Below are 24,478 nucleotides of genomic sequence, written 5' to 3'. Positions count from 1 at the left end.
CAATTTTACACTTACTTAAAATCAAAGCCCCAATTGCATATGTAATTGGGGCTTTTGATTAAAATAAAACCAAAAACTGACTGCTTAAACCCTGTTTATTAGTAATTTTGCATTCCAATAAATAATACTCCGATGAAATATCATTTATTCAATGAAAGTCCGTTTAAAACACTGATTTCATTCCATAAGCTTATTCAATCTTTAGAAGAAATTGCGCAATCAGATATTGATTACCGCTCAAATTATGCGAAGGCACTTTTAAAGGAAGTAGAAAACATTCCAGAATTCAGAACCGGGATTGAAGACTTCTCGGTGATTAAAAAACATGAAACTTTAATCAATCATTTATTAGCAGATTTATTCCCAACTGCATTAACAAATAACGAAATTAAAGCTGTTACGATTCCGTTTCAGAACTTTACATTTAACTATACAGAAAGATTCAAAAAAATCCTGAAGGATGCCGGAACAAATTTTGACATAACTATTCGTGATTTTGATGATCAGCAATTTTACATCAGTAATTGTTGCTTAATATTGGCTATATATTACAAACAGAATATTGATTTCAACAAGCCTTTTTTCTATGATATTCCAGATTCTGATGGAATCTTAAATCATTACCGTATTTTATATAATGCCGATTTTTTAGAAATAATTCCTACTGAAATTGCTCCAAAACTAACACAGGAAGACATCGATTTATTAATAGATAATTATGATGATATTACCTTATGGAAAGAAAAATTCCCGGTAGGAAGCTGGATTTTAAAAGGTTTTGGTATTATTATTTTATTTGATGCTACAACAGAGAATGCGATTTCCAATTTAAAAAGTAATTTATTAAAATCAGATACCAAAAAAGCGACTACCGGTAAAGATATTGAAAGTATATTTAGATCTATTTTTAAAATCCCAGATCTTAAAGTTGGCTTCTTAATTTACAATTCCGAACAAGAAAAATTCATAAAACCACATCAACTAGAAGATGATAGAGAGTTAACTAGTTTTCTATTGCCTTTTAGCCATGAAATGGATTGTAAAAACGCATTATTTGGTTGTTCATTTGAAAACCTGTTAGAGAATAAAGAACCTTTAATAATTTCGAATGTGGAGAAATTTATAGAACAAAATGAGAATGTAAAACTTGGTGAACTCCTGCGAAGTCAAAACATCAGCAGTTGTATTTTTGCTCCTGTTATGAAAGACAATGTTTTATTGGGAGTTATAGAGTTAGTTTCTTCAAATCCAAGAGTACTTAATACTATAAATGCAACTAAGTTAGATTTATTTCTACCGTATTTAATAGATACGATAGAAAGATACAATACCGATATGCAACATCAGATTGAAGCAGTAATTCAACGAGAATATACTACTATCCATCCGAGTGTTTACTGGAAATTTAGAAGAGAATCCGAAAAATATTTTCAAAGCAACAATCACACAAAAGATTATATTTTTAAAGAGATTGTATTCAAAGAAGTTTTCCCTTTATATGGGCAAATTGACATTAAAGGCTCATCCGAACATCGAAATGAAACTGTAAAGCATGATTTAAAAAATCAATTGGAAATGCTTTTGCAAATTTTTGATAATCAAAAAGAAAATTCAAATCTAATTCTTTTAGAACAGCGAAAATTCGAATTACAATCACTTCTCGAAGAACTTGATTCTCCATTAAAAGCAGATTCGGAACAACATATCCAACGTTATATTGAAGATGAAATTCATCCAATTTTAAAAAATACGAAAAGCAATTCGAAAGCCGAAAAACTGGAACAAAAATACTTTAAAAGTCTAGACGAGAAATCTGGTTTATTTTATCAGGAAAGAAAGAAATTTGATAATGCAATGTCTATTATCAATAAAAAACTAGCTGCTATTCTGGACAAAAAACAAATTGAAGCACAACAAATATATCCTCATTACTATGAGCGATTTAAAACTGATGGTGTAGAACATAACTTATATATCGGGGCTTCGATAGCGCCTACAAAACCATTTGATATAATGTATTTGCACAATTTAAGATTGTGGCAATTACAAACATTATGCGAAATGGAATTGGAACATCATCAGCTTAAAGCTTCATTGCCTTACGAGCTAGATGTTACATCATTAATTTTAGTATTTAGCTCCCCTATTTCTATTCGCTTCCGAATGGATGAAAAACGTTTTGATGTAGATGGAACTTATAATGCAAGATATGAAGTTGTAAAAAAACGTATCGATAAAGCTCACATCAAAAACTCACAAGAACGTATTACCGAAAAAGAAAAAATAACAATTGTATATTCCCATGCCAGTGAAGAGGCTGAGTACTTAAAATACGTTAAATATTTACAGTTTAAGAAAATACTTGAACCACAAATAGAGCAATTTGAAGTAGAAGATTTACAAGGTGTATCTGGGTTAAGAGCTATTCGTGTAAAAGTTATAAATAACGTTTTACCGGCTAAAAAAATCACATATCAGGATTTATTAGATGAACTAAATTAAGCTAAAGCGTTCTAAAAGCAATTACAAATGCCAATACCGTAATGATAATACCAATCATAAAAAGATTGTAAGCAACACGTAGTAAACGGTATTTTCGTTCTAGTACTATCCCAAGATAGTATAAATCTTTAATCATAGTCCCATATAAATAATCTTTATCTTTCATCAATTCATTCATTGCCCACTCATATTCATGCAAAGGCATTTTATAGAAATTCCCAAAAAACAATAGATTAATCTTTTTGGCTTCGATATCTTCTCTGGTAAAGACTCCGGTTGTTACTTTTGGTCTTGTAGAAAGTATTGCAAAAATAATTGTTATAACACTAGATATAAGCATTATAAAAGTTGGAATCACTAAATGCGCATTCTTAGGACTATCTAATTTTGGAATAATTGTAGATAGTGCTATCGAAATTATAATAGCATTTACAGATAATAAAATATTGGCTTTACTATCGGCTATTCCGCTTAATCGGGTATGATTACCCAATGTTACTCTAAAAAGAGTATCGATACCTCGATCCGGTTTTTCTACTTTATCCTTCTTCTTTTTAGGAACATTATTCAGCTCATCTGCCATTTTTGAATCTTGCTTATTTATTTTTTTATGAATCCGTTTTAAATTCTTCTCTTTTAAGGGTTGCCAATTTGCTTTAGCATAATCTGTATAAAATTGATGTTTATTTTCTAAGAAATCCAGATTTAATATTGCCCAATCTTTATTTGAAAACAGTTTATTCTCGGTGTTTTTCCATTCTAATCGTAAAAGTTCACAAGTAGATACATACTCATCGCTGATAATATGTACAAAATCGGCATCCTTAATTATCCTCTCCAAATGCGTTTTTGGCTCATAATACTTAGCTGTTGCCGCAATTAAACTGGATACTTTATCTAAGAAATCTGAAGGCTTATTTTTATCTTTAAAAAAATCGGTTGCGATTTTAATACTCTCTTTTTCATGATTTTCAGAGCCATTAATATACCCTGTATCATGAAACCAAGCAGCCACCAAAAGCATCTCTTTGTCCTGATCGCTTACATTTTCATTATCACATAACTCTTTTACTGCACATACAACATCTGTAGTGTGGCTGAAATTATGGTATGAATATAAAATAGAAAGTTTATCTTTGAGTAAGTTATAAACAAAATCTTCGGACTGCTCTAATAGGGTCATAAACATATTTTTATACTACTAAATTATGAAATTGTTTTCGGATAATCATTTTACAAATAAGATTAACAAATATTTGATTGTAATTTCTGCCATATTTTTAATTCAATCCTGTGCTACACATCACACACAATTTGGAAAAGAAGTCAAAAATCCTATTTCTCAAAACGTAGCAGATACTACAAAAATTGCCCATACTTTTTATTTAGTTGGAGATGCTGGTAATGCCGATGAAGAACAAGCACAACAAACGCTGGAGCTTTTACATAAAAGACTCGAAAACTCAAACAAAAATACAACTCTTTTATTTCTGGGAGACAATATTTATCCAAAAGGATTCCCGAGTAAAGATGATCCCGAAGCAAAAGCTCTTGCTGAAAAAAAACTAACAAATCAGTTAGAATTGACTAAAGGGTATAACGGAAAAACAATATTTATTCCTGGTAATCACGATTGGTATAGCGGAATTAAAGGTATGGAACGCCAATCAAAATTTGTAACTACATATCTAAATGATAAAAAAGCATTCTTACCGCAAAAAACCTGCGCAATCGAGGAATTAAAAATAAACAAAAAAACAACCTTAATTACAATTGACAGTCAATGGTTTCTAGAAGATTGGGATGATAACCCAACAATGAACGACAATTGCGATATTAAAACTCGTGAAGCTTTTTTTGATGAATTAGAGAGTATTTTAAATAAAAACCAAAGCAAAACGGTCATCGTCGCTGTTCACCATCCATTAATGAGTAATGGGACACATGGAGGTCAATTCTCTGTCAAAAAACAATTATATCCTTTGGAACAAAAAATTCCTCTTCCGGTAATTGGTTCATTAATAAATCTTATCCGAAAAACATCTGGAATAAGCCCACAGGATCTACAAAATAAAACGTACACACTTTTTACAAAACGAGTAAAAACATTATTACAAAGTCAGGATAATGTTATTGTTGTTTCGGGGCACGACCATAACTTACAATACATCAATAATAGTGGCATTAAACAGATTATTAGTGGTGCCGGATCAAAATCTGAGGCTGCTAAAGCGGTATACCCAAATGATTTTTCATATGGCGGCAATGGCTATGCTTCATTAACTCTTTACAAAAACGGAGATGCCAGACTTGCTTTTTATGGCAACGAAAACAACAAAGAAAAACTCTTATTTGATCAAAATATCATCACGGTAAAAGATACTGTTTACCATGAGAATTTACCCAGTAAATTTAATGCGATTACCAAAGCATCCATTTATTCGCCTGAGATGACACAAAAAAGTCTTGTACATAAGTTTTTATTCGGGCAACATTACAGAAAATATTACAGCTTACCAATAGAAGCCACAACGCTTTCCTTGGACACCCTTTTTGGTGGAGTTAAACCTACGCGAGAAGGTGGTGGACATCAATCTAAATCATTAAGAATTGTAGATAAAGACGGAAAAGAATATGTTATGAGAGCTTTAAAGAAAAGTGCATCCCGTTTTTTACAATCAGTAGCATTTAAAGATCAATTTATAGAAAGCCAATTTGATAAAACATATGCCGAAAACTTTTTATTCGATTTTTATACAACTTCACATCCTTATACACCATTTGCAGTTGGGAATCTGGCAGATAAAATTGGAGTATCGCATACTAATCCTGTTTTGTATTACATACCTAAACAACCTACATTAAAAGGCTTTAACTATAATTTTGGTGATGAATTATACATGGTCGAAGAACGTCCTGCAAGTAATCAGATAAGCCTGAAAACTTTCGGGAATCCCCTTGACATCATCAGTACAGATGATGTGATGAAGAATATTCACAAGGATGAAAAATATACTGTTGATGAAAAAGAATATATAAAAGCACGATTATTTGATATGTTAATTGGTGATTGGGATAGACATAGTGACCAATGGCGCTGGGGCGTATATAAAGATGGTGAAAAAACAACTTACAAACCAATCCCTAGAGATCGCGATCAGGCTTTTACTAAATACGATGGGACATTACTTTCTCTCCTGATGCATATGCCGGCATTACGCCACATGCAAACTTTTAAAGATGATATTACAAATGTAAAATGGTTCAATCGTGAACCTTATCCACAGGATATTGCTTTCCTAAAAACCGCAAATGAAGAAGACTGGATCGGTCAAGCCAAATATATTCAAGAGAACCTAACAGACGCCGATATTGATACCGCTTTTAACAATTTACCAAGAGAGGTTCAAGATGAAACTATCGAAGACATCAAACATAAATTAAAACTAAGAAAAAAGAAACTTCAGGAATATGCGCATGAATATTACAGAGTGCTCCAAAAAACAGTTTTAATAGTTGGAACAGATAAAAAAGATAAATTTATAATTACGCATAAAGCAAAAGACAAGCTTGATGTCGAGGTATATCGCATTAAAAAAAGTGGTGACGAATTAATTTACACTAAAAATTTCATAGCTGGTAAAACCAAAAATATTTGGGTTTACGGATTGGATGATGATGATGTTTTTGAGGTAAAAGGGGATCATAATTCTCGAATAAACATTCGTTTAATAGGCGGACAAAATAATGATTCTTATATAGTTAAAAATGGAAAAAGAGTTAAAATCTATGATTTCAAATCCAAGAATAATACTTACGATTTAGATTCTAAAACCAAAGTTGCACTTACAGATGATTACCAAACAAATCTTTATGATTATGAAAAAGTAAAATATAATGCTTTCTCTGGTTTACCATTTGGAGGTTACAACCCCGATGATGGAGTAAAACTAGGCTTTATAGCAAATTATACAGTAAATAAATTCAATCAGAATCCTTATACACAAAAGCATATTTTAAGAGCCAATTATTTTTTTGCAACTAGTGGATATGAGCTTATTTATGATGGTCATTTCCCAAGAGTTTTAGGCAAATGGGATTTTGATATTCAATCAGTTTTAACAAGTCCAAATTTCACTATAAACTATTTTGGTTTTGGTAATGAAACCGTAAATAACGATAAGGAACTTGGAATGGATTACAATCGTGTTCGCCTTAGAACATTCAAAGTAAGTCCATCTATCAAAAAAATTGGAAAATATGGTAGCGAAATTAATTTCTCAACGACTTTTGAGAGATTAAAAGTTGAAGAAACCAATAACCGTTTAATTAACGTACCTGGAATTGTAAACCCCGAAGTTTTCGAAAGTCAGCAATATGCAGGAGCGACCGTTAAATATAGTTATGAAAACTACGACCTCCCTTCATTCCCTAGTATGGGATTTGGTTTCTCAGTAGCTGGAAGCTGGAAAACGAATCTGGATAACACAAAACAAAATTTCCCTACTCTGGAAAGTAAAATTAATTTTAATCACAAAATTGATTCCAATGGTAAAGTGGTTTTTGCAACCATTATCAAATCAAAAATACTATTTAATAATAATTTTGAGTTTTACCAAGGCGCAACTTTAGGTGGAGATTATGACCTGAGAGGTTATAGAAATCAGCGCTTTTTAGGGAATCAATCTTTTTATCAAAGTAGCGATATTCGCTGGAGCTTAGGCAGCATAAGAAAAAGTATCATCCCAATGTCCTATGGAATTTTGGGAGGATTTGATTATGGTCGCGTCTGGCTCAATGGTGAAGATTCCGAAAAATGGCATCAATCTGTTGGAGGTGGATTATGGTTAAGCGGATTGAATGTAGTTACAGCCAGAATTACTTATTTTAAGAGTATGGACGAGAGAGCCAGAATAGCATTTGGGATAGGATTTGGTTTTTAATTATTTCCCCAAGCTTAATTCATATACATTCCCTCCTACTTTTTTAGTTCTTTCATCGGCAATTATCAATGTTTTATTGTCTTTAAAAACAATAGCTTCTTTTTGAGAAAAGTGGTCTAAACTAATTTCCGTTTGGGTTCCTTTATGAAAAAGATCACCTTGAAATCCTTGAAAAAGTATCACTTTATCATGACATAAAACAACTACTTTTTTTTCATCAGGACTAATTGCCGCACTAGTAATAGCACAATGGTTGTAGTTACTACATGTTTTAAACGTACCTATTAATGTTGCTTTTTGTGTTCCTGCCGTATTTGGTATCTTGTAAATAAAAGCAGTTCCATCAAAATTTTTACTTCGGTTTTTTGTAAACAAATAGAAATTATTATTGAATTCAAAGAAACCTTCTACATCATAAAATCGTTCTGTTTTCTTAGGTGGAAATTCTTTTTGTTCCGGATATGAAAAAGATATCTTATAACTCGAAACAGCATTTTCATTCCCTAAAGCCGATTTATCAACCTTGTAAATACATAAATCCTTGCGAATATTATCGTTGTTACCAAAATCTCCAATATATAAATTGCCCGCTTTATCTTTTGTAATATCCTCCCAATCTACGTTTGTAGCATTTGTAATTACTATCGTTTTTGCAATCTTACCTTGAGCATTTAATCCATAAATTTTGTTAGCATTACCGCTATCCTCCAAAGTCCAAAGTATACCAGTCTCAGAAAAATAAGTAATTCCGGAAACTTCCTTTAATTTTTTAGGCAGCGAATATAGCGTTTTTAATACGCTGGAATCTTGCTGACAAGCTAATAATATAAATGCAAGAATGATTGAGATATAATTTTTCATATAATTGTAAATTAAGATTCTATATCAAATTAGTATTTTTAAAATTTCTGGTAATAAATCCAAATGCTGCCGACATGATATGCCCCATTGACTTGGCATTTTTAAAATTCAGATCATTAGTATAACGGTACAATTCCATTTTTAGTTGATTCAAATTGGCTTCGGGTGAAATATTATCTTCACTCATAATATGCAATAATTTTTTTATTCTGTTATCTGCAGAGTGAATACGCTTGGCTAAAATGGCACGCTCTTCATCTTTATACTGCACAATCGATCTGTCCTCTAGTTTATCTTTAACCAATTCGATCATTGGATAATTTTCTTTGAAAAACTGAGGACGATATACTTTAAAATTCCCCTCATAACATTGTTGATCAAAATCGATTGGACGAATTTTATATACTACCTGATCAAAATCATGAATTGGAACAATTACATAATTATAAGCACGCATATCACCCAAAAGCCGAATCATACAACGCTCATTAAATTTAACAAACTCTTTGGCGATTTGGGATTTTTCGGTTTCTGAGCAATTTTTAAGCAACGTATTCATGAAAACATCTCCTGGAATACCAATTATATGTTCCTCAATTAAAGTATCCTTATAAACTAAAAAATTTATTTTATCGGGAGATAATATTTCCTCCAGTTCAAGACCATAAATTCGAGAAGCATCTGCTTTCTTTATATAAAAATGAACGTAATTATCATTTAAAATATTACGAACTTTTATTCTAAAAGGCTTTGAATTCCCAAACGTACAGTAATCAATTGCATCTACATTCAAGAACTGAATAATATCACTATTCCCATCGGAATGTAAGAGTGAATAGATTTTTTTTAGATTCAAATCAATTTCATTTCTTTCAAACTCATTATAATAAACCCGAATCCATAGAGTGTCTTTATCGTTTTTATCATATACATTTATCGATCCCGAAAAACGCAACAAATCATCGTAAAAAACCGAAACCTTCGAAATTCGCTCATAACGCTCCAAATAATCCAAAAGAGAATTTGTTAAAGGATAGGACGGTTTTTTAAAAAACATTAGAGGCTCACTCATTTTTGAATATATTTGATACAAATTTACATTAAATAAAAATCTGACAGTAACAAAAACTAAACTGACACGTCTTACTAAAAACTAAAACTACAATAAATTTGGAAACAATACTTACAATACAGAACCTTCACAAGAGATATGGAAGAGTTCAGGCACTAAAAAATGTATCTTTCGAAATACAAAAAGGTCGTGTTTATGGAATTCTAGGTCCTAATGGAAGTGGAAAATCAACAACATTAGGAATAGTTTTAAATGTAGTAAACAAAACTTCTGGGCAATACAGCTGGTTTGGCGGACAAATACAAACACATGAAGCATTAAAAAAAGTAGGTGCAATTATCGAAAGACCTAACTTTTACCCTTATATGACTGCCGAAGAAAATCTAAAACTAGTTTGTAAAATCAAGAGTATCAATTATTCTAAAATCGATGAAAAACTAGAATTAGTAGGATTGAATGAAAGAAAAACAAGCAAATTCAGTACTTTTTCATTAGGAATGAAACAGCGTCTTGCCATTGCATCAGCACTATTAAATGATCCCGAAATATTAATACTTGATGAACCAACTAATGGTTTAGACCCTCAAGGAATTCATCAAATTCGAGATATTATAAAAAAAATTGCTTCTCAGGGAACAACTATTTTATTAGCTTCTCATTTATTAGACGAAGTCGAAAAAGTATGTACAGACGTAATTGTTTTAAGAAAAGGGGAAATTTTATATTCTGGTCCAGTTGGAGGAATGTCTGCAAATGAAGGCTTCTTTGAAGTTCAGGCAGATGATACTGAAAAATTGATAGCTGCAATAAAAACACATCCAGCGGTAGATCATCTATCAAAAGAAGAAGAAAAAGTTTTAGTTTATTTAAAAACAGACTTAAGTCCCACAGACTTGAATAAATTTTTATTTTCACAAAACATCACCCTAAGTCATTTAGTAAAACGTAAAAACAGCTTAGAAGAACAATTTTTAGAATTAACCAGTAATGCTTCAGCAAAAAATAACTAAACCATGAACAGACTTCTCTCTATAGAATTACAAAAAATATGGAAAAATAAAGCCAGCCGTGTATTAACATTAACTTATTTTATACTGCTTTCCTTTATTGCATTAATAGCTTCAATAAAATTTAATGTAGGTCCATTTAAATTTCATTTGGCCGAAATGGGTATTTTTAATTTTCCATTTATTTGGCATTTCAATACATACATTGCTGCTTGGTTAAAGTTCTTTTTAGCAATCGTAATTGTCTCTATGATGGCCAATGAGTATAGTTATGGCACTTTAAAACAAAATCTTATCGATGGATTAAGTAAAAAGGAATTTATCTTATCTAAGTTTCTTACAGTTATATTATTTGCTTTTTGTTCAACTATTTTTGTTTTTGCAATGAGCTTAATTTTAGGATTATGCTTTTCTTCTTACACCGAAATTGGAATTATTTTTTCGGATCTAGATTACCTTTTAGCCTTTTTTGTAAAGCTAACTGGATTTTTTTCATTTTGTTTATTCTTAGGGATTTTAGTAAAGCGGTCTGCATTTGCTCTAGGGTTTCTGTTAGTATGGAGTATTCTTGAAGGTATTTTAAAAACTGTTTTTGCCTTTATAATTTTCCCTGGCAGCAAACTAGCCGATTATTTTATTCGATTACTTCCCCTTGAAGCCATGTCTAATTTAATTGTTGAACCTTTTTCAAGATTATCTGTTATAAAAAATATTAGTGCTCAAATAGGTGTAGAAGATACTAAAGACTATAGTGTTGATTACATATCAATTGTAATTGTTCTAATCTGGACGTTCTTATTTATATTCTTCTCTTATAAATTACTTAAGAGTAGAGATTTGTAGTATATTTGCTATATTTCATTAGCAAATTATGAGCAATAACAAAATAATCTTATTATTTTTTTTTATTTGTTTCTTCTGGACAAAGACCAATGCACAATATATTACTGTTGATGATACTAAAACACCACAACAATTAATAGAAAAAGTATTGGTCAATAGTTCTTGTGTTACAATAACAAATCCGCTGGCATTTGGAGATGAATACACGCCAGGACGAAAAAGTTATGCTTCTTTCACATCCGGCACAAGCAATTTTCCCTTTAAAGAAGGTGTTATACTCAGCACTGGGACTAGTCGCAATTCGATTGGACCATTTGATGCACAAACTAGTGGTGACGGTGGAAGTAAATTATGGCTAGGCGACTCCGACCTTGATCAGATATTAGGAATTAAATCTATAAATGCTACTGTTCTGGAATTTGACTTTACCCCTCTAACAAATTTTATTAGTTTTAATTACATTTTTGCTTCAAATGAATACCAATCTTATTTCCCTTGTCAATATTCTGATGGTTTTGCCTTTCTTATAAAAGAAAAAGGCAGTACAAATCCATATAAAAATCTTGCTGTATTACCAGGCACTGCTACTCCTGTTTCCTCAATGAATGTTCATCCTAAAATAGAACCGGTAGTTGACATTTACGGAAATAGGTTTGACGGGTGTCCTCCTGTAAATGAAGTTTATTTTAATGGATTTAATACCGCATCCAGCCCAATAAATTATGCAGGACAAACTACCGTAATGAAATCTGAAAGCGAGGTGATCGCCGGAAAAACATATCACATAAAATTAATAATTGCTGATGATAGAAATGTATATTTTGATTCGGCTATTTTTCTTGAAGCAGGAAGTTTTGAATCTAAGGTAGATTTAGGAGTAGATAGACAATCAAGTACTAATAACCCTATGTGTTATGGCGAGGAAATAATTTTAGACACAAAACTACCTACAAGCTATACTTATGAATGGTATAAAGATGGGATTAAGGATAATAGCGCAACAAGTCCCGCATATACTGTTAAAGAGACAGGAACATATAGAGTGAATGTTATTATGACGCCTTCAACATGTGTAGCCACCGACGAGATAAAAATCGAATATACATCCGAAATTATATTAAAAAATGCTACTATAGTGCAATGCGATATTGATTCTGATGGTTTTACATCATATAATTTAACTAAAGCAGACGCAATAATTAAGAACAATGATACGACCTTAAAAGATGTTGTATATTATGAATCTCAATCGGATGCTGAAGCAAAATTGAATCCAATAACCAATCCTAAAAGTTATACTAATAAGCAACAACATCAGCAAACTCTTTATGCCAGAGTCGAAAATCAATATGGCTGTGCAAAATATGCCGAACTTGAGCTAAAGATTGCCAACAATATTATACTAACTCAAAATCCTATTTCGGTTTGTGATGAAGATACAGATGGAATATATCAGTTTAATTTAGACTCCGAAGTAACCCCACAACTTTTAAATGGATTACCGACAGGATTATTAGCCAACTATTATTTGAATAATAATGACGCAATTACTGAAACAAATCCTTTACCTAACAATTTTAAAAATACAACTGCCTTTAAGCAAACAATATACGCTCGTATCATAAACGGTCCTGATTGTTACGCTGTAACTCCAATTGAATTAATCATAAATACATTCGACCCAGCTAATTTTGGCAATGAAACAGACTATTTATGTAAAGATGCTACAATAAATTTATCTGTAACAACAGGATTTAAAACTTACCTATGGAATACAGGATCTACCTTAAATACTATTCCGGTAAATACTCCTGGTAATTACTCGGTAACTGTATCTGACATAAATGGTTGTGAAAAAACTAAGAAATTTACAATCATTCCTTCAGATAAAGCTGTAGTAACTGGAACTCAGATTAAAGATTTTGCAGCTAATGACAACTCGGTTTTAATAGAATATACCGGAATTGGTAACTATCAATTTTCATTGGACAATACAACTTTTCAAGACAATCCTCTTTTTACAAGAGTCCCTGCAGGCATTTACTATGCTTATGTAAAAGATAAAAATGGTTGTGGAACCACAACATCATCTGCATTCTATGTGTTAGATTATCCAAGATTTTTCACTCCAAACGGAGATGGATACAATGATCTTTGGAGAATTAAAAATCTTGATCAATTACCTGATTATTCAATTTCTATTTTTGACCGTTACGGAAAATTATTAAAACAAATGAATTCTCTCAATATCGGATGGGATGGAACATATGGAGGTCGCAATCTTCCGTCTGATGATTATTGGTTTACTTTGATCTTTGTAGATGGGCAAGAAGTAAAAGGTCATTTTAGTTTAAAAAGATAGATTACACTCTGCACAAATTATAAACCAAACATATTTTTAGTAATTTTTTTACATATATTTTATTCCAGTTAAAGGTTATCCATAAAAAAAGCCATCCGATCGGATGGCTTTTTAAATATATAGATAAATTTCTTATTTAGATTTTAAATCTTTTTCTATCAGTTTCTGTCAAATAGATTTTTCTCAAACGAATAGATTTTGGAGTTACCTCTACATATTCATCTTTTTGAATATACTCTAAAGCTTCCTCTAATGAGAAGATAATTGGAGGTATGATTCTTGCTTTTTCATCATTTCCAGAAGAACGAACGTTAGATTGTTTTTTCTCTTTAGTTACGTTTACACACATATCATCAGCACGAGAGTTTTCTCCAATTACCTGACCTTCGTAAATTTCAGCATTTGGTTCAACAAAAAACTTACCACGATCTTGCAATTTATCGATAGAATAAGGAATAGCTTTTCCTTTTTCCATAGAAATTAATGAACCTTTGTTACGTCCAGCAATTTCTCCTTTGAAAGGCTCATATCCTATAAAACGGTGAGACATAATAGCTTCACCAGCTGTAGCAGTAAGTAATTGATTTCTTAAACCAATGATTCCACGAGATGGAATATTAAATTTAATAATCATACGCTCACCCTTAGTCTCCATACTCAACATTTCACCTTTACGAAGTGTTACGAACTCAACTGCTCTACCTGAAAGATTTTCTGGTAAATCGATTGTTAATTCCTCAATTGGCTCACATTTTTTACCATCAATTTCTTTGATAATAACTTGTGGTTGACCAATTTGCAACTCATACCCTTCTCTTCTCATTGTTTCAATAAGAACAGACAAGTGAAGTACTCCACGACCAAAAACCATGAATTTATCAGCAGAATCAGTTTCACCTAACTTCATAGCTAAGTTTTTCTCTAATTCTTTTGTCAATCTTTCTCTAATATGACGAGAAGTTACAAATTTACCCTCTTTACCAAAGAAAGGAGAGTCATTAATTGTAAACAACATACTCATTGTAGGCTCATCAATAGCAATTGTTTGTAAAGCTTCTGGATTTTCAAAATCAGCGATAGTATCACCAATCTCAAAACCTTCAACTCCAATAATCGCACAGATATCTCCTGCAATAACTTCTTCTACTTTTTTACGGCCAAGTCCTTCAAAAGTATGTAATTCTTTTATTCTTGATTTTATAACTTTACCATCTCTTTTTACCAAAGAAATTGCCATACCTTCTTTTAAAACTCCTCTTTCAAGACGACCAATAGCGATACGACCTGTAAATGCAGAGAAATCTAAAGATGTAATTAACATTTGTGGAGTTCCTTCTGAAACTTTAGGAGCTGGAACATTAGCAATTACCATGTCTAGTAAAGGCTCAATGTTTTCAGTTTGATTTCTGAAATCATCAGACATCCAGTTGTTTTTAGCAGAACCATAAACAGTTGGAAAATCCAATTGCTCTTCAGTAGCACCTAATTCAAACATTAAGTCAAAAACTTTTTCATGCACTTCTTCTGGAGTACAGTTTTCTTTATCAACTTTGTTGATAACTACGCAAGGCTTCAATCCTAAGTCAATTGCCTTTTGTAATACAAAACGAGTTTGTGGCATTGGTCCTTCAAAAGCATCTACTAGCAAACATACACCATCGGCCATGTTTAGTACACGTTCTACTTCACCACCAAAATCGGCGTGACCAGGAGTATCAATAATATTGATTTTTGTTCCTTTATATTGAACAGAAACGTTCTTAGAAGTAATAGTAATACCTCTCTCACGCTCTAAATCATTATTATCAAGAATTAAATCACCTGTGTTTTCGTTGTCACGAAATAACTGACAGTGATACATAATTTTATCAACCAAAGTGGTTTTACCGTGATCGACGTGGGCAATAATTGCAATATTTCTAATAGATTCCATCTGAGATTTTTAATGGGTGCAAAGGTACACTTTTTTTTTATATAAAAAATATTTAGACAATAGTTTACATATTGTTAACTGATTACACACAAAAATTACTTTTATAACAAGACATTTAAATATCTTATAATTGATGTTTAATAATTTGGTAATTATTAATTATATTTGAGTAATGAAAAACAAAACCAATCAAATTACATTAATTTACTTTGTCATTTCTTTATTTTTGGCGATAATCTGCCATAAGTACCTGCTTAATAATACCTCAAATTCACAATACTACTATTTCAGCTTCATAAAAGACCTTATCTTCATCATTTTTACAGGGTTACTATACAGATTTATCCTATCTAAAAATGACGACAGAAACATTTCTGTCGTCGAAAAACTCAAAAAATCGAATGACGAAATCAAAGAATCAAATGAAAAATACAACATAGTAGCAAAAGCAACCAGCGATACCATCTGGGATTGGAAAATCCAGGAAGACAACATCACATGGAACAAAGGAATCGAAAATATTTTTGGATACAAACCGGAAGAAATTGGTGATAGCTCAAAATGGTGGTTTGACAAAATACACCCCGAAGACAGTATCAGAATGTCTGTAAAACTATATTCATTTATAGAGCAAAAAACAGAAAAATGGCAAGATCAATATCGTTTTAGATGTGCCGATTCTACTTACAAATATGTTCTCCACCGAAGTTTCCTTTTAAAGGATGAAAACGGAAGAGCTATTAGAATGATTGGGGCCATACAAGATATAACAAAACAAAAAGAAGAAGAACAACGCCTTAAATTACTGGAAACTGTAATTACACAATCCCGAGATTCTATATTAATAACAGAAGCCGTCTCCAACGATGGAAAAATCCCTAGTATAGTATACGTTAATCCTTCTTTCTCAAAAATGTCAGGGTATCAATCTGACGAAATAATAGGAAAATCCCTTAATATATTTAAAGGACCAAAATCCGACTCTAATGAACTCAAAAAACTAATAAAAGCTATAAAAAACAAAGAAGAATGCTTAATCGAAACCATTAGTTACACCAAAAACAAAGACGAGTATTGGGTACGCTATTCTATGATTCCTATTTTTAATGCCGAAAATGACATCTCCCACTGGATCTCAATACAACGCGATATAACCGAAGAAAAAAAACTAGAAAAAGAAAAGGAACACCTTATTCGAGAATTAACTCAAAATAACAAAGATTTAAAACAATTCTCCTACATAACCTCACACAACCTAAGAGCTCCCTTATCTAACCTAACAGGATTACTAAATCTTATTGAGGACATCCCGATTGAAAATGAAGAATTAAAAGAAATCCTAAACGGATTCAATAAATCAACCCATTTACTAAACGAAACGATTAATGATCTGGTAAAAGTCATCATAATCAAAGACAACCCTTCTATACAAAAAGAAGAAGTTTTACTAAATGAAGTATTCGAAAATGTATTCAACCAACTAAGTTTTCAAATTGAATTACACAAACCAATAATAAAACTAAAATTCGAAAAGGTAACCGTATTAAACATCAACAAAGCATACATTGAAAGCATTCTCTTAAATCTACTTACCAATTCGATAAAATACAAATCGGAAGACAGAAAGTTAAAAATAACAATTTCTGCCGATCAACTTGAAGATAGCGTAATCTTAGTTTTTAAAGATAACGGAATCGGAATTGACCTAGAGAGAAATCGAGACAAGGTTTTTGGATTATACCAAAGATTTCACAATTATCCAGATAGCAAAGGACTCGGCTTATATCTTGTAAAATCCCAAGTAGAAACAATGGGAGGAACAATTAGCATCGACAGCGAGGTTAATAAAGGAACCTCATTTACCTTAACATTTAAAAACAAATAATAATGTTTGATCAAATTTTATGCATAGATGACGATCCCATAGCACTAATGTTATGTAAAAAAGTAATCACAAAAGCAGCGTTTTCAAATGAGATAATAACTGCTCAAAATGGAGAAGAAGCCTTACTTTATTTCAACACTCTTAAATACAACACCAAACCCAACGATCTTGACAATAAAAAACCAAGACTTATCCTCCTTGACCTAAACATGCCAGTTATGGGCGGTTGGGAATTCCTAGACCATTTCTCTACATCTAATTATACCGATTTTAACACCACCAACATAATCATACTCTCTTCTACAATTGACCCTGAAGACCTAGAGAAAGCTAAAAAATACCCAATGATACTTGACTTTCTTTCAAAACCCATCACACAGCAAATGTTGGAATACATAAAAAACAAAATGACTATTTAATCAAAAGGGCTTCTTATAATGACAAAATCAATATAAGAAGCCTTATTTTTAAGCACAAAAAAAGCCCCCTAAAAGAGAGCTTTATATATTTTTAGAAAATTGTTATTACAATTTAGCTACATGTTTCGTTAATTTAGATTTCAAATTAGACGCTTTGTTATCATGAATGATATTCTTTTTCGCTAATTTATCAATCATAGAAATTACAGTTGATAATTTTGAAGTTGCATCTTGTTTATCAGTAGCTATTCTTAACGCTTTAATAGCATTACGAGTAGTTTTATGTTGATATCTGTTAAGAACTCTTCTTTTTTCGTTACTTCTGATTCTTTTTAATGCTGACTTATGATTTGCCATTTTCTTTTAATTTTAGATGTAATAATTATTATAGATACTAGTTAAAAAAGAAAAGCCTCCCACAATTGCAAAACAATCACTTTAGCTTTAACTAATAAAACAAAAACCGAGACACCAGTTTCTATTTTACAAAACTTATTCACAACTAATTTAGTAGTCCGTAAGGGAATCGAACCCCTGTTATCAGGACGAAATCCTGAAGTCCTAACCCCTAGACGAACGGACCAGTATTCTTCTAAGTTTTTTTTTAATGAATTACTCAAAAATTGAAATTGTAGCCCGTAGCGGAATCGAACCGCTCTTACATGGATGAAAACCATGCGTCCTAACCGATAGACGAACGGGCCATTTTATTTTTCAATATTCAAATAACTTTTATCCTGCAAAAAAGTAGTAGCCCGTAGCGGAATCGAACCGCTCTTACATGGATGAAAACCATGCGTCCTAACCGATAGACGAACGGGCCTGCTTCTGTATTGCGGTTGCAAAGATACAACTGTTTTTCAGATGCACAATAGCTGAAGCAAAAAAAATTAAAAAAATTAATATGCCTTAGCAAACAACACTCTTCTTGAAGAAGAATCGCCAGTAAACACACAGGTTCCCGCCTCTTTTACTCCATCCAAAGGAATACATCTAATTGTTGCTTTCGTCAAATCTTTAATCTTCTCTTCTGTAGCTGCAGTCCCATCCCAATGAGCTGATACAAAGCCACCTTTATTCTCCAAAACATCTTTAAACTCATCAAAACTATTTACCTCGGTAATATGAGAATTTCGATAATCCAATGCTTTATTATACAAATCAACTTGAATTTGACTCAATAAACCGCTCACATATGCCACAATTCCATCTTTTGAAACCGTTTCTTTAGTTAGCGTATCTCTTCTGGCAATTTCAAAAGTTCCATTTTCTAAATCTTTAGGACCTACCGCAATTCGAATCGGCACACCTTTTAATTCATATTCATTAAATTTGAATCCAGGCTTCTGCGTCGTTCTGTCATCATATTTCACAGCAATGTTCAGTTTTTGCAATTGAGAAACCAACTCATTCACTACAACCGAAATTTCTGCCAATTGCTCATCTGTTTTATGTATAGGAACAATAACAACTTGTATAGGCGCTAAATTAGGAGGCAAAACCAATCCTTTATCATCAGAGTGCGTCATCACCAAAGCCCCCATTAATCTCGTAGAAACCCCCCAAGAAGTTCCCCAAACATATTCTTGCTTTCCTTCGGCATTTGCAAACTTCACATCAAATGCTTTTGCAAAGTTCTGACCTAAGAAATGAGACGTTCCCGCCTGTAATGCCTTTCCATCCTGCATTAATGCTTCAATACAATATGTCTCTTCTGCTCCCGCAAATCGTTCCGTTTCTGTCTTGATTCCTTTTACAACTGGAATCGCCATAAAGCCTTCTGCAAATTCAGCATATACGTTCATCATTTTCTCTGACTCTTCAATAGCTTCACTTTTCGTAGCATGTGCTGTATGCCCTTCTTGCCATAAAAATTCGGCCGTTCTTAAAAACAATCGAGTTCTCATTTCCCAACGAACAACATTTGCCCATTGATTAATTAATAAAGGTAAATCACGATATGATTGTACCCATCCTTTATATGTAGACCATATAATAGCTTCACTCGTAGGACGAACAATTAATTCCTCTTCCAGCTTAGCATTAGGATCCACCATTAATTTCCCAGGTTTATCGGGATCATTCTTTAATCTATAATGAGTAACGATAGCACACTCTTTTGCAAATCCTTCGGCATTTTTTTCCTCAGCTTCAAACATACTCTTTGGAACAAATAACGGAAAGTAAGCATTTTGATGTCCTGTTTCTTTAAATTTTCTATCTAACTCAGCCTGCATTTTTTCCCAAATAGCATATCCGTACGGTTTAATAACCATACATCCTCTAACTCCTGAATTCTCGGCTAAATCCGCTTTTACAACCAGCTCGTTATACCATTTTGAATAATCTTCTGATCTTGTAGTAAGGTTCTTACTCATATTGAATAGTTTGGCACAAATTTTGTTTATCTTATTTTAACTAAATAGTTTCACAAAACTAACTATTTTTGTATTGTCCAACAATAAAAATTCCACAGATATGAAAACTAATATTTTTTTCCAAAAAAACACGGCTCTTTTTTCTTTAACAGCCCTATTGTGTTTTCTAGTAACTTCGTGTGGTTCTTATCAAAACAGTTCTTACTATGACAGCGATGGAATATACAGAACATCATCTAATAATTACACTGAAAGAGTTACTACAAACAACACCAATAATCAATACAGAGATTATTTTAGCTCCCTACAAAACAATGATGAACCTACAGAAATTTTCACAAATGTTGACAATTATGGTTCTTACAATGAATCCGATGACAGCATAGCAAATACAAGCATTAATTATGCAGGATGGGGAAGTAACGTTCAAGATGTATCAGTAAACGTATATCCAAACACTTGGGGATTATCATTTGGATTTGGCTATCCTTATTACGGATTCGGCTATGGTTACGGAGGCGGATGGGGATACCCATATTATGGTGGCGGATGGGGTTATCCATCATACTATCCTTATTACGGATACAGACCTTATTATGGATATGGTTACCGATACAATAACTACACATACAATCCAAGCAGAAGAGGCTCCTATTATAGCAATGGCTTAGATCGTAATAACGGTTATTATACAAATAGAAGTTCTTCTAGAAACTCTGACTACTCTATTAATAGAAGAGGTAGTAACGACTATAGAAATACTCAAAACACAAACTTCACTAACAGAAGAGGCGGCAACACAAACTATACCGATTATAGAAGAAACGATTCTCAAAACTCAAACTATACTAATAGAAGAGGAAACACAAACTATACTGATTACAGAAGAAACGACTCCTATAATACAAATAGAAACGACAACTCAAATTATACCAGAAGAGATCAATCTTCGGGTTCACAAAACAGCACATATAATCCAACACGAAGAGGTAGCGATAACACCACTAACAGAAGTTACAACAACTACACTCCATCTAGCAATACTAGATCTTACACTCCTAGCTCATCAGGTCGTTCAAGTGACGGTGGCGGAGCCAGAATGTCAGGTGGCGGTGGCGGAGGAGGAAGATCTTCTGGCGGAGGAAGAAGATAATCCCTTATCTTCTCCTTTACACAAAACTAAAACTTATCTGAACTATGAAAAAGTATATATTCCTAATCCTAACCGGACTATCTTTTAGCGCGGTACAATCTCAAGATATTACCGATGCCATGCGATTTTCGCAAGACAACTTAAACGGGACAGCCCGTTTTCGTGCTATGGGTGGTGCCTTCGGTGCACTTGGTGGTGATTTATCCTCAATAAATGTGAATCCTGCTGGATCTGCTGTATTTGTAAATAACCAATTTGGCGCAACATTAAGTAATTATAACACGAAAAATAATTCCAATTATTTTGGAACAAAAACAAGTGAAAGCGACAATTCATTTGTATTAAATCAAGCCGGTGGCGTTATGGTTTTTAACAACTACGACCAAAAAAGTAACTGGAAAAAATTATCTATTGCGGTTAATTACGAAAACACCAATAACTTCAACAATGGTATATTTTCTGCGGGTACAAACCCAACAAACTCTATCGATAAATATTTCCTAGGCTATGCTAACGGAGTACCACTAGGACTAGTACAAAGCAACCCATACCGCAACTTAGATTATGGAACACAACAAGCTTATTTAGGTTATTATGGTTTTGTAATTAATCCAGTAAATGATGTCCCCGCCAATGACCAATATACAAGCAATGTTCCTGCAGGAGGAAATTACTACCAAGAAAATGAAGTTTACTCAAATGGATATAATGGTAAATTATCATTCAACTTTGCCACATCCTATAAAGACAAATTGTACATCGGGATAAACCTAAACTCTCATTTTGCAGACTACACAAGAAATACTAGTTTTTATGAGGACAACAACAATAATACAACTGCAGTTGACCAAATAACCAGATTGCGTTTTGACAATCAACTATACACATACGGAAATGGATTCTCTTTTAACATAGGTGCAATTGCAAAAGTAACAGATCAAGTTAGACTAGGTCTTGCCTACGAATCGAATACTTGGTACAATCTTTATGACGAAACTTCTCAAAAACTTGTAACAGTAAGTGGCAACAATACAGGAGAATTGCCTCCAAGAGTAATTGACCCACAAATTATTAATGTATACGAATCATACAAACTACAAACTCCCGGAAAATGGACTGCCAGTTTTGCATATGTTTTTGGAAAAACTGGATTATTAAGCGTTGATTATGCCATTAAGGATTATGGTAACACAAAATTCAAACCTACAAACGACAGCTACTTTAGAGGAGTAAACAATACAATGAGCAATCAATTAACCAATAGTAGCGAAGTACGAATTGGTGCCGAGTACAAAATCAAACTACTTAGCCTAAGAGCTGGTTACAGATACGAGCAAAGCCCATATAAAAACAGCACTACAATTGGCGATTTAAATAGCTACTCTGGTGGTTTAGGATATAATTTTGGGGCAACCAAAATAGATTTAGCTTATTCTTACGCCCAAAGAAATTCTCAACAAAGTTTTTTTAGCAAAGGTGGATTTACAGATGGCGCAAATATTAATACCAAATACAATAATGTTTCATTAACTATGCTATTTGAACTATAACATACATTAATAAAAAATAAATATTAAAAGTCCGTCTGATTATTTTCAAGACGGACTTTTTTTAGCCCTGATGGTACCGAGACTTTGAAAGGCATCCTTTTTCTTATTACTCTGACAAAGGAAGAGAAATAAGAAAAAGATATAGTGAACAGCAGGAATAGCTCCAGAAAAAAGAAGGAATCATAGTGTTTCTAGGAATAAAAAATGTAATTTTGCACTCCAATTTATAAAAGTATGAGAACCAAGTCTTTAAAAAAGAATAAAATCAACGTAATCACTCTTGGGTGTTCGAAAAATGTATATGATAGTGAAGTCCTTATGGGGCAACTTCGCGCTAACGGAAAAGAAGTAACACATGAAGCTCCTGCTGCCGAAGAAGGCAATATTATTGTTATAAACACCTGTGGTTTTATCGATAATGCCAAAGCTGAATCGGTAAATATGATTTTGGAGTATGCTGACAAAAAAGAAAAAGGATTAGTAGATAAGGTTTTTGTTACAGGATGTTTATCCGAACGTTACAGACCAGACTTAGAAAAAGAAATCCCAAATGTAGATCAATATTTTGGTACAACAGAGTTGCCACAATTATTAAAAGCATTGGGCGCCGATTACAAACATGAATTACTAGGGGAGCGCTTAACTACTACTCCTAAGAATTATGCCTATTTAAAAATTGCCGAAGGTTGCGACAGACCTTGTAGTTTTTGTGCTATTCCCCTTATGCGTGGAAAACACGTATCACAAACCATTGAAAAACTAGTTAAAGAATCTGAAGGATTAGCCAAAAATGGTGTTAAAGAATTGATTTTAATAGCTCAGGACTTAACTTATTATGGTCTTGATATTTATAAAAAAAGAAATTTAGCCGAATTACTTGAAGCTTTAGTAAAAGTAGAAGGTATCGAATGGATTCGTTTGCATTACGCCTTTCCTTCTGGTTTCCCTATGGATGTCTTGGAGGTAATGAAACGTGAACCTAAAATTTGTAATTATATTGATATTCCGCTTCAACACATTTCGGATTCGATTTTAAAATCGATGCGTCGTGGTACTACTCAGGAAAAAACAACTCAGTTACTAAAAGATTTCCGCAAAGCCGTTCCGGGAATGGCTATAAGAACAACACTTATTGTAGGTTACCCAGGAGAGACACAAGAAGATTTTAATATTCTGAAAGATTTTGTTCAGGAAATGAAATTTGACAGAATGGGTTGTTTCGCCTATTCTCACGAAGAAAACACACATGCTTACCTACTAGAAGATGATGTTCCGGATGAAGTAAAACAAGCTCGCGCTAATGAAATTATGGAATTACAATCTCAAATTTCATGGGATTTAAACCAAGAAAAAGTAGGTCAAACTTTTAAATGTATTATCGATAGAAAAGAAGGCGCCCATTTTGTTGGAAGAACAGAGTTTGACAGCCCAGATGTTGACAATGAAGTATTGATTGATGCATCGAAACACTACGTAAAAATAGGAGAGTTTGTTAATATTAAAATAATAGAAGCTACAGAATTTGATTTATACGGAGAACCTGTTTAAATTTACACTACAGATCTTGTCA

At 32.6% G+C, this 24,478-nt stretch carries 16 protein-coding genes and 3 tRNA genes; 10 read left to right on the top strand and 9 right to left on the bottom strand.

All coding sequences use genetic code 11. The features are described 5' to 3' along the window. Positions 1-132 precede the first annotated feature (132 nt). Positions 133-2,502: a GAF domain-containing protein gene (locus tag OIU83_RS20810; RefSeq protein ID WP_264208189.1), complete on the top strand. Its 2,370-nt coding sequence runs from the start codon at positions 133-135 to the stop codon at positions 2,500-2,502. Between the two features lies 1 nt (position 2,503). On the opposite strand, the gene OIU83_RS20805 is transcribed toward OIU83_RS20810, so the two are convergent. After that, positions 2,504-3,685, bottom strand: coding sequence for a Pycsar system effector family protein (locus OIU83_RS20805; RefSeq protein WP_264208188.1), 1,182 nt, complete (start codon positions 3,683-3,685; stop codon positions 2,504-2,506). Between the two features lie 25 nt (positions 3,686-3,710). Between OIU83_RS20805 and OIU83_RS20800 the strand changes: the two genes are divergently transcribed. Further along, a complete protein-coding gene (locus OIU83_RS20800) occupies positions 3,711-7,445 on the top strand; it encodes a metallophosphoesterase (RefSeq protein WP_264208187.1) in 3,735 nt (1,244 codons plus the stop codon). Here the strand turns inward: OIU83_RS20800 and OIU83_RS20795 are convergent, their stop codons facing one another. Further along, positions 7,446-8,306 carry an SdiA-regulated/phytase-like domain-containing protein gene (locus tag OIU83_RS20795; RefSeq protein ID WP_264208186.1) on the bottom strand — a complete coding sequence of 287 codons (861 nt, stop codon included), beginning with the start codon at positions 8,304-8,306 and terminating at the stop codon, positions 7,446-7,448. A 19-nt stretch (positions 8,307-8,325) separates the two neighbouring features. Next, the gene (locus tag OIU83_RS20790) at positions 8,326-9,378 is read right to left on the bottom strand and encodes a hypothetical protein (RefSeq protein ID WP_264208185.1); all 1,053 of its coding nucleotides are present in this window, start codon (positions 9,376-9,378) and stop codon (positions 8,326-8,328) included. A gap of 98 nt (positions 9,379-9,476) precedes the next feature. On the opposite strand from OIU83_RS20790, the gene OIU83_RS20785 reads away from it, so the two are divergent. From OIU83_RS20785 to OIU83_RS20775, 3 genes are read left to right on the top strand one after another with little or no spacing between them, the layout of a single operon-like run. After that, a complete protein-coding gene (locus OIU83_RS20785; RefSeq protein WP_264208184.1) occupies positions 9,477-10,388 on the top strand; it encodes an ABC transporter ATP-binding protein in 912 nt (303 codons plus the stop codon). Positions 10,389-10,391: 3 nt separating this feature from the next. Beyond that, a complete protein-coding gene (locus tag OIU83_RS20780) occupies positions 10,392-11,228 on the top strand; it encodes an ABC transporter permease (RefSeq protein ID WP_264208183.1) in 837 nt (278 codons plus the stop codon). Between the two features lie 28 nt (positions 11,229-11,256). Continuing rightward, on the top strand, positions 11,257-13,590 hold the full coding sequence (locus tag OIU83_RS20775) for a T9SS type B sorting domain-containing protein (RefSeq protein WP_264208182.1): 2,334 nt from the start codon (positions 11,257-11,259) through the stop codon (positions 13,588-13,590). Positions 13,591-13,726: 136 nt separating this feature from the next. On the opposite strand, the gene typA is transcribed toward OIU83_RS20775, so the two are convergent. Further along, a complete protein-coding gene (gene typA / locus OIU83_RS20770) occupies positions 13,727-15,523 on the bottom strand; it encodes a translational GTPase TypA (protein WP_264208181.1) in 1,797 nt (598 codons plus the stop codon). A gap of 172 nt (positions 15,524-15,695) precedes the next feature. Between typA and OIU83_RS20765 the strand changes: the two genes are divergently transcribed. Both OIU83_RS20765 and OIU83_RS20760 read left to right on the top strand, forming a co-directional pair. After that, positions 15,696-17,408 (top strand): PAS domain-containing sensor histidine kinase, encoded by a 1,713-nt coding sequence (locus tag OIU83_RS20765; protein WP_264208180.1) that lies wholly within the window; start codon positions 15,696-15,698, stop codon positions 17,406-17,408. Between the two features lie 2 nt (positions 17,409-17,410). Continuing rightward, positions 17,411-17,827: a response regulator gene (locus OIU83_RS20760; RefSeq protein WP_264208179.1), complete on the top strand. Its 417-nt coding sequence runs from the start codon at positions 17,411-17,413 to the stop codon at positions 17,825-17,827. Between the two features lie 105 nt (positions 17,828-17,932). Here the strand turns inward: OIU83_RS20760 and rpsT are convergent, their stop codons facing one another. The 5 genes from rpsT to proS all read right to left on the bottom strand — a co-directional run bounded on the left by rpsT (position 17,933) and on the right by proS (position 20,205). Then, complete coding sequence (gene rpsT, locus OIU83_RS20755) at positions 17,933-18,184, bottom strand: 30S ribosomal protein S20 (protein ID WP_035622425.1); 252 nt, start codon at positions 18,182-18,184, stop codon at positions 17,933-17,935. A gap of 154 nt (positions 18,185-18,338) precedes the next feature. After that, a tRNA-Glu gene (locus OIU83_RS20750) sits at positions 18,339-18,410 on the bottom strand. Between the two features lie 49 nt (positions 18,411-18,459). Next, a tRNA-Glu gene (locus OIU83_RS20745) sits at positions 18,460-18,531 on the bottom strand. A gap of 47 nt (positions 18,532-18,578) precedes the next feature. Next, positions 18,579-18,650 (bottom strand) — tRNA-Glu (locus OIU83_RS20740). A gap of 76 nt (positions 18,651-18,726) precedes the next feature. After that, the gene (gene proS / locus OIU83_RS20735; protein ID WP_264208178.1) at positions 18,727-20,205 is read right to left on the bottom strand and encodes a proline--tRNA ligase; all 1,479 of its coding nucleotides are present in this window, start codon (positions 20,203-20,205) and stop codon (positions 18,727-18,729) included. A 100-nt stretch (positions 20,206-20,305) separates the two neighbouring features. On the opposite strand from proS, the gene OIU83_RS20730 reads away from it, so the two are divergent. The 3 genes from OIU83_RS20730 to rimO all read left to right on the top strand — a co-directional run bounded on the left by OIU83_RS20730 (position 20,306) and on the right by rimO (position 24,456). Continuing rightward, a complete protein-coding gene (locus OIU83_RS20730) occupies positions 20,306-21,358 on the top strand; it encodes a hypothetical protein (RefSeq protein WP_264208177.1) in 1,053 nt (350 codons plus the stop codon). Between the two features lie 44 nt (positions 21,359-21,402). Beyond that, a complete protein-coding gene (locus OIU83_RS20725; RefSeq protein ID WP_264208176.1) occupies positions 21,403-22,908 on the top strand; it encodes an OmpP1/FadL family transporter in 1,506 nt (501 codons plus the stop codon). 234 nt (positions 22,909-23,142) lie between these two features. Next, on the top strand, positions 23,143-24,456 hold the full coding sequence (gene rimO / locus OIU83_RS20720; protein ID WP_264208175.1) for a 30S ribosomal protein S12 methylthiotransferase RimO: 1,314 nt from the start codon (positions 23,143-23,145) through the stop codon (positions 24,454-24,456). Positions 24,457-24,478: the final 22 nt, after the last annotated feature.

This window comes from Flavobacterium shii (assembly GCF_025847235.1).
GTDB lineage: Bacteria > Bacteroidota > Bacteroidia > Flavobacteriales > Flavobacteriaceae > Flavobacterium > Flavobacterium shii.
Note: the sequence above shows the minus strand (reverse complement) of the source record. Positions and strands in the feature narration are given on the sequence as shown.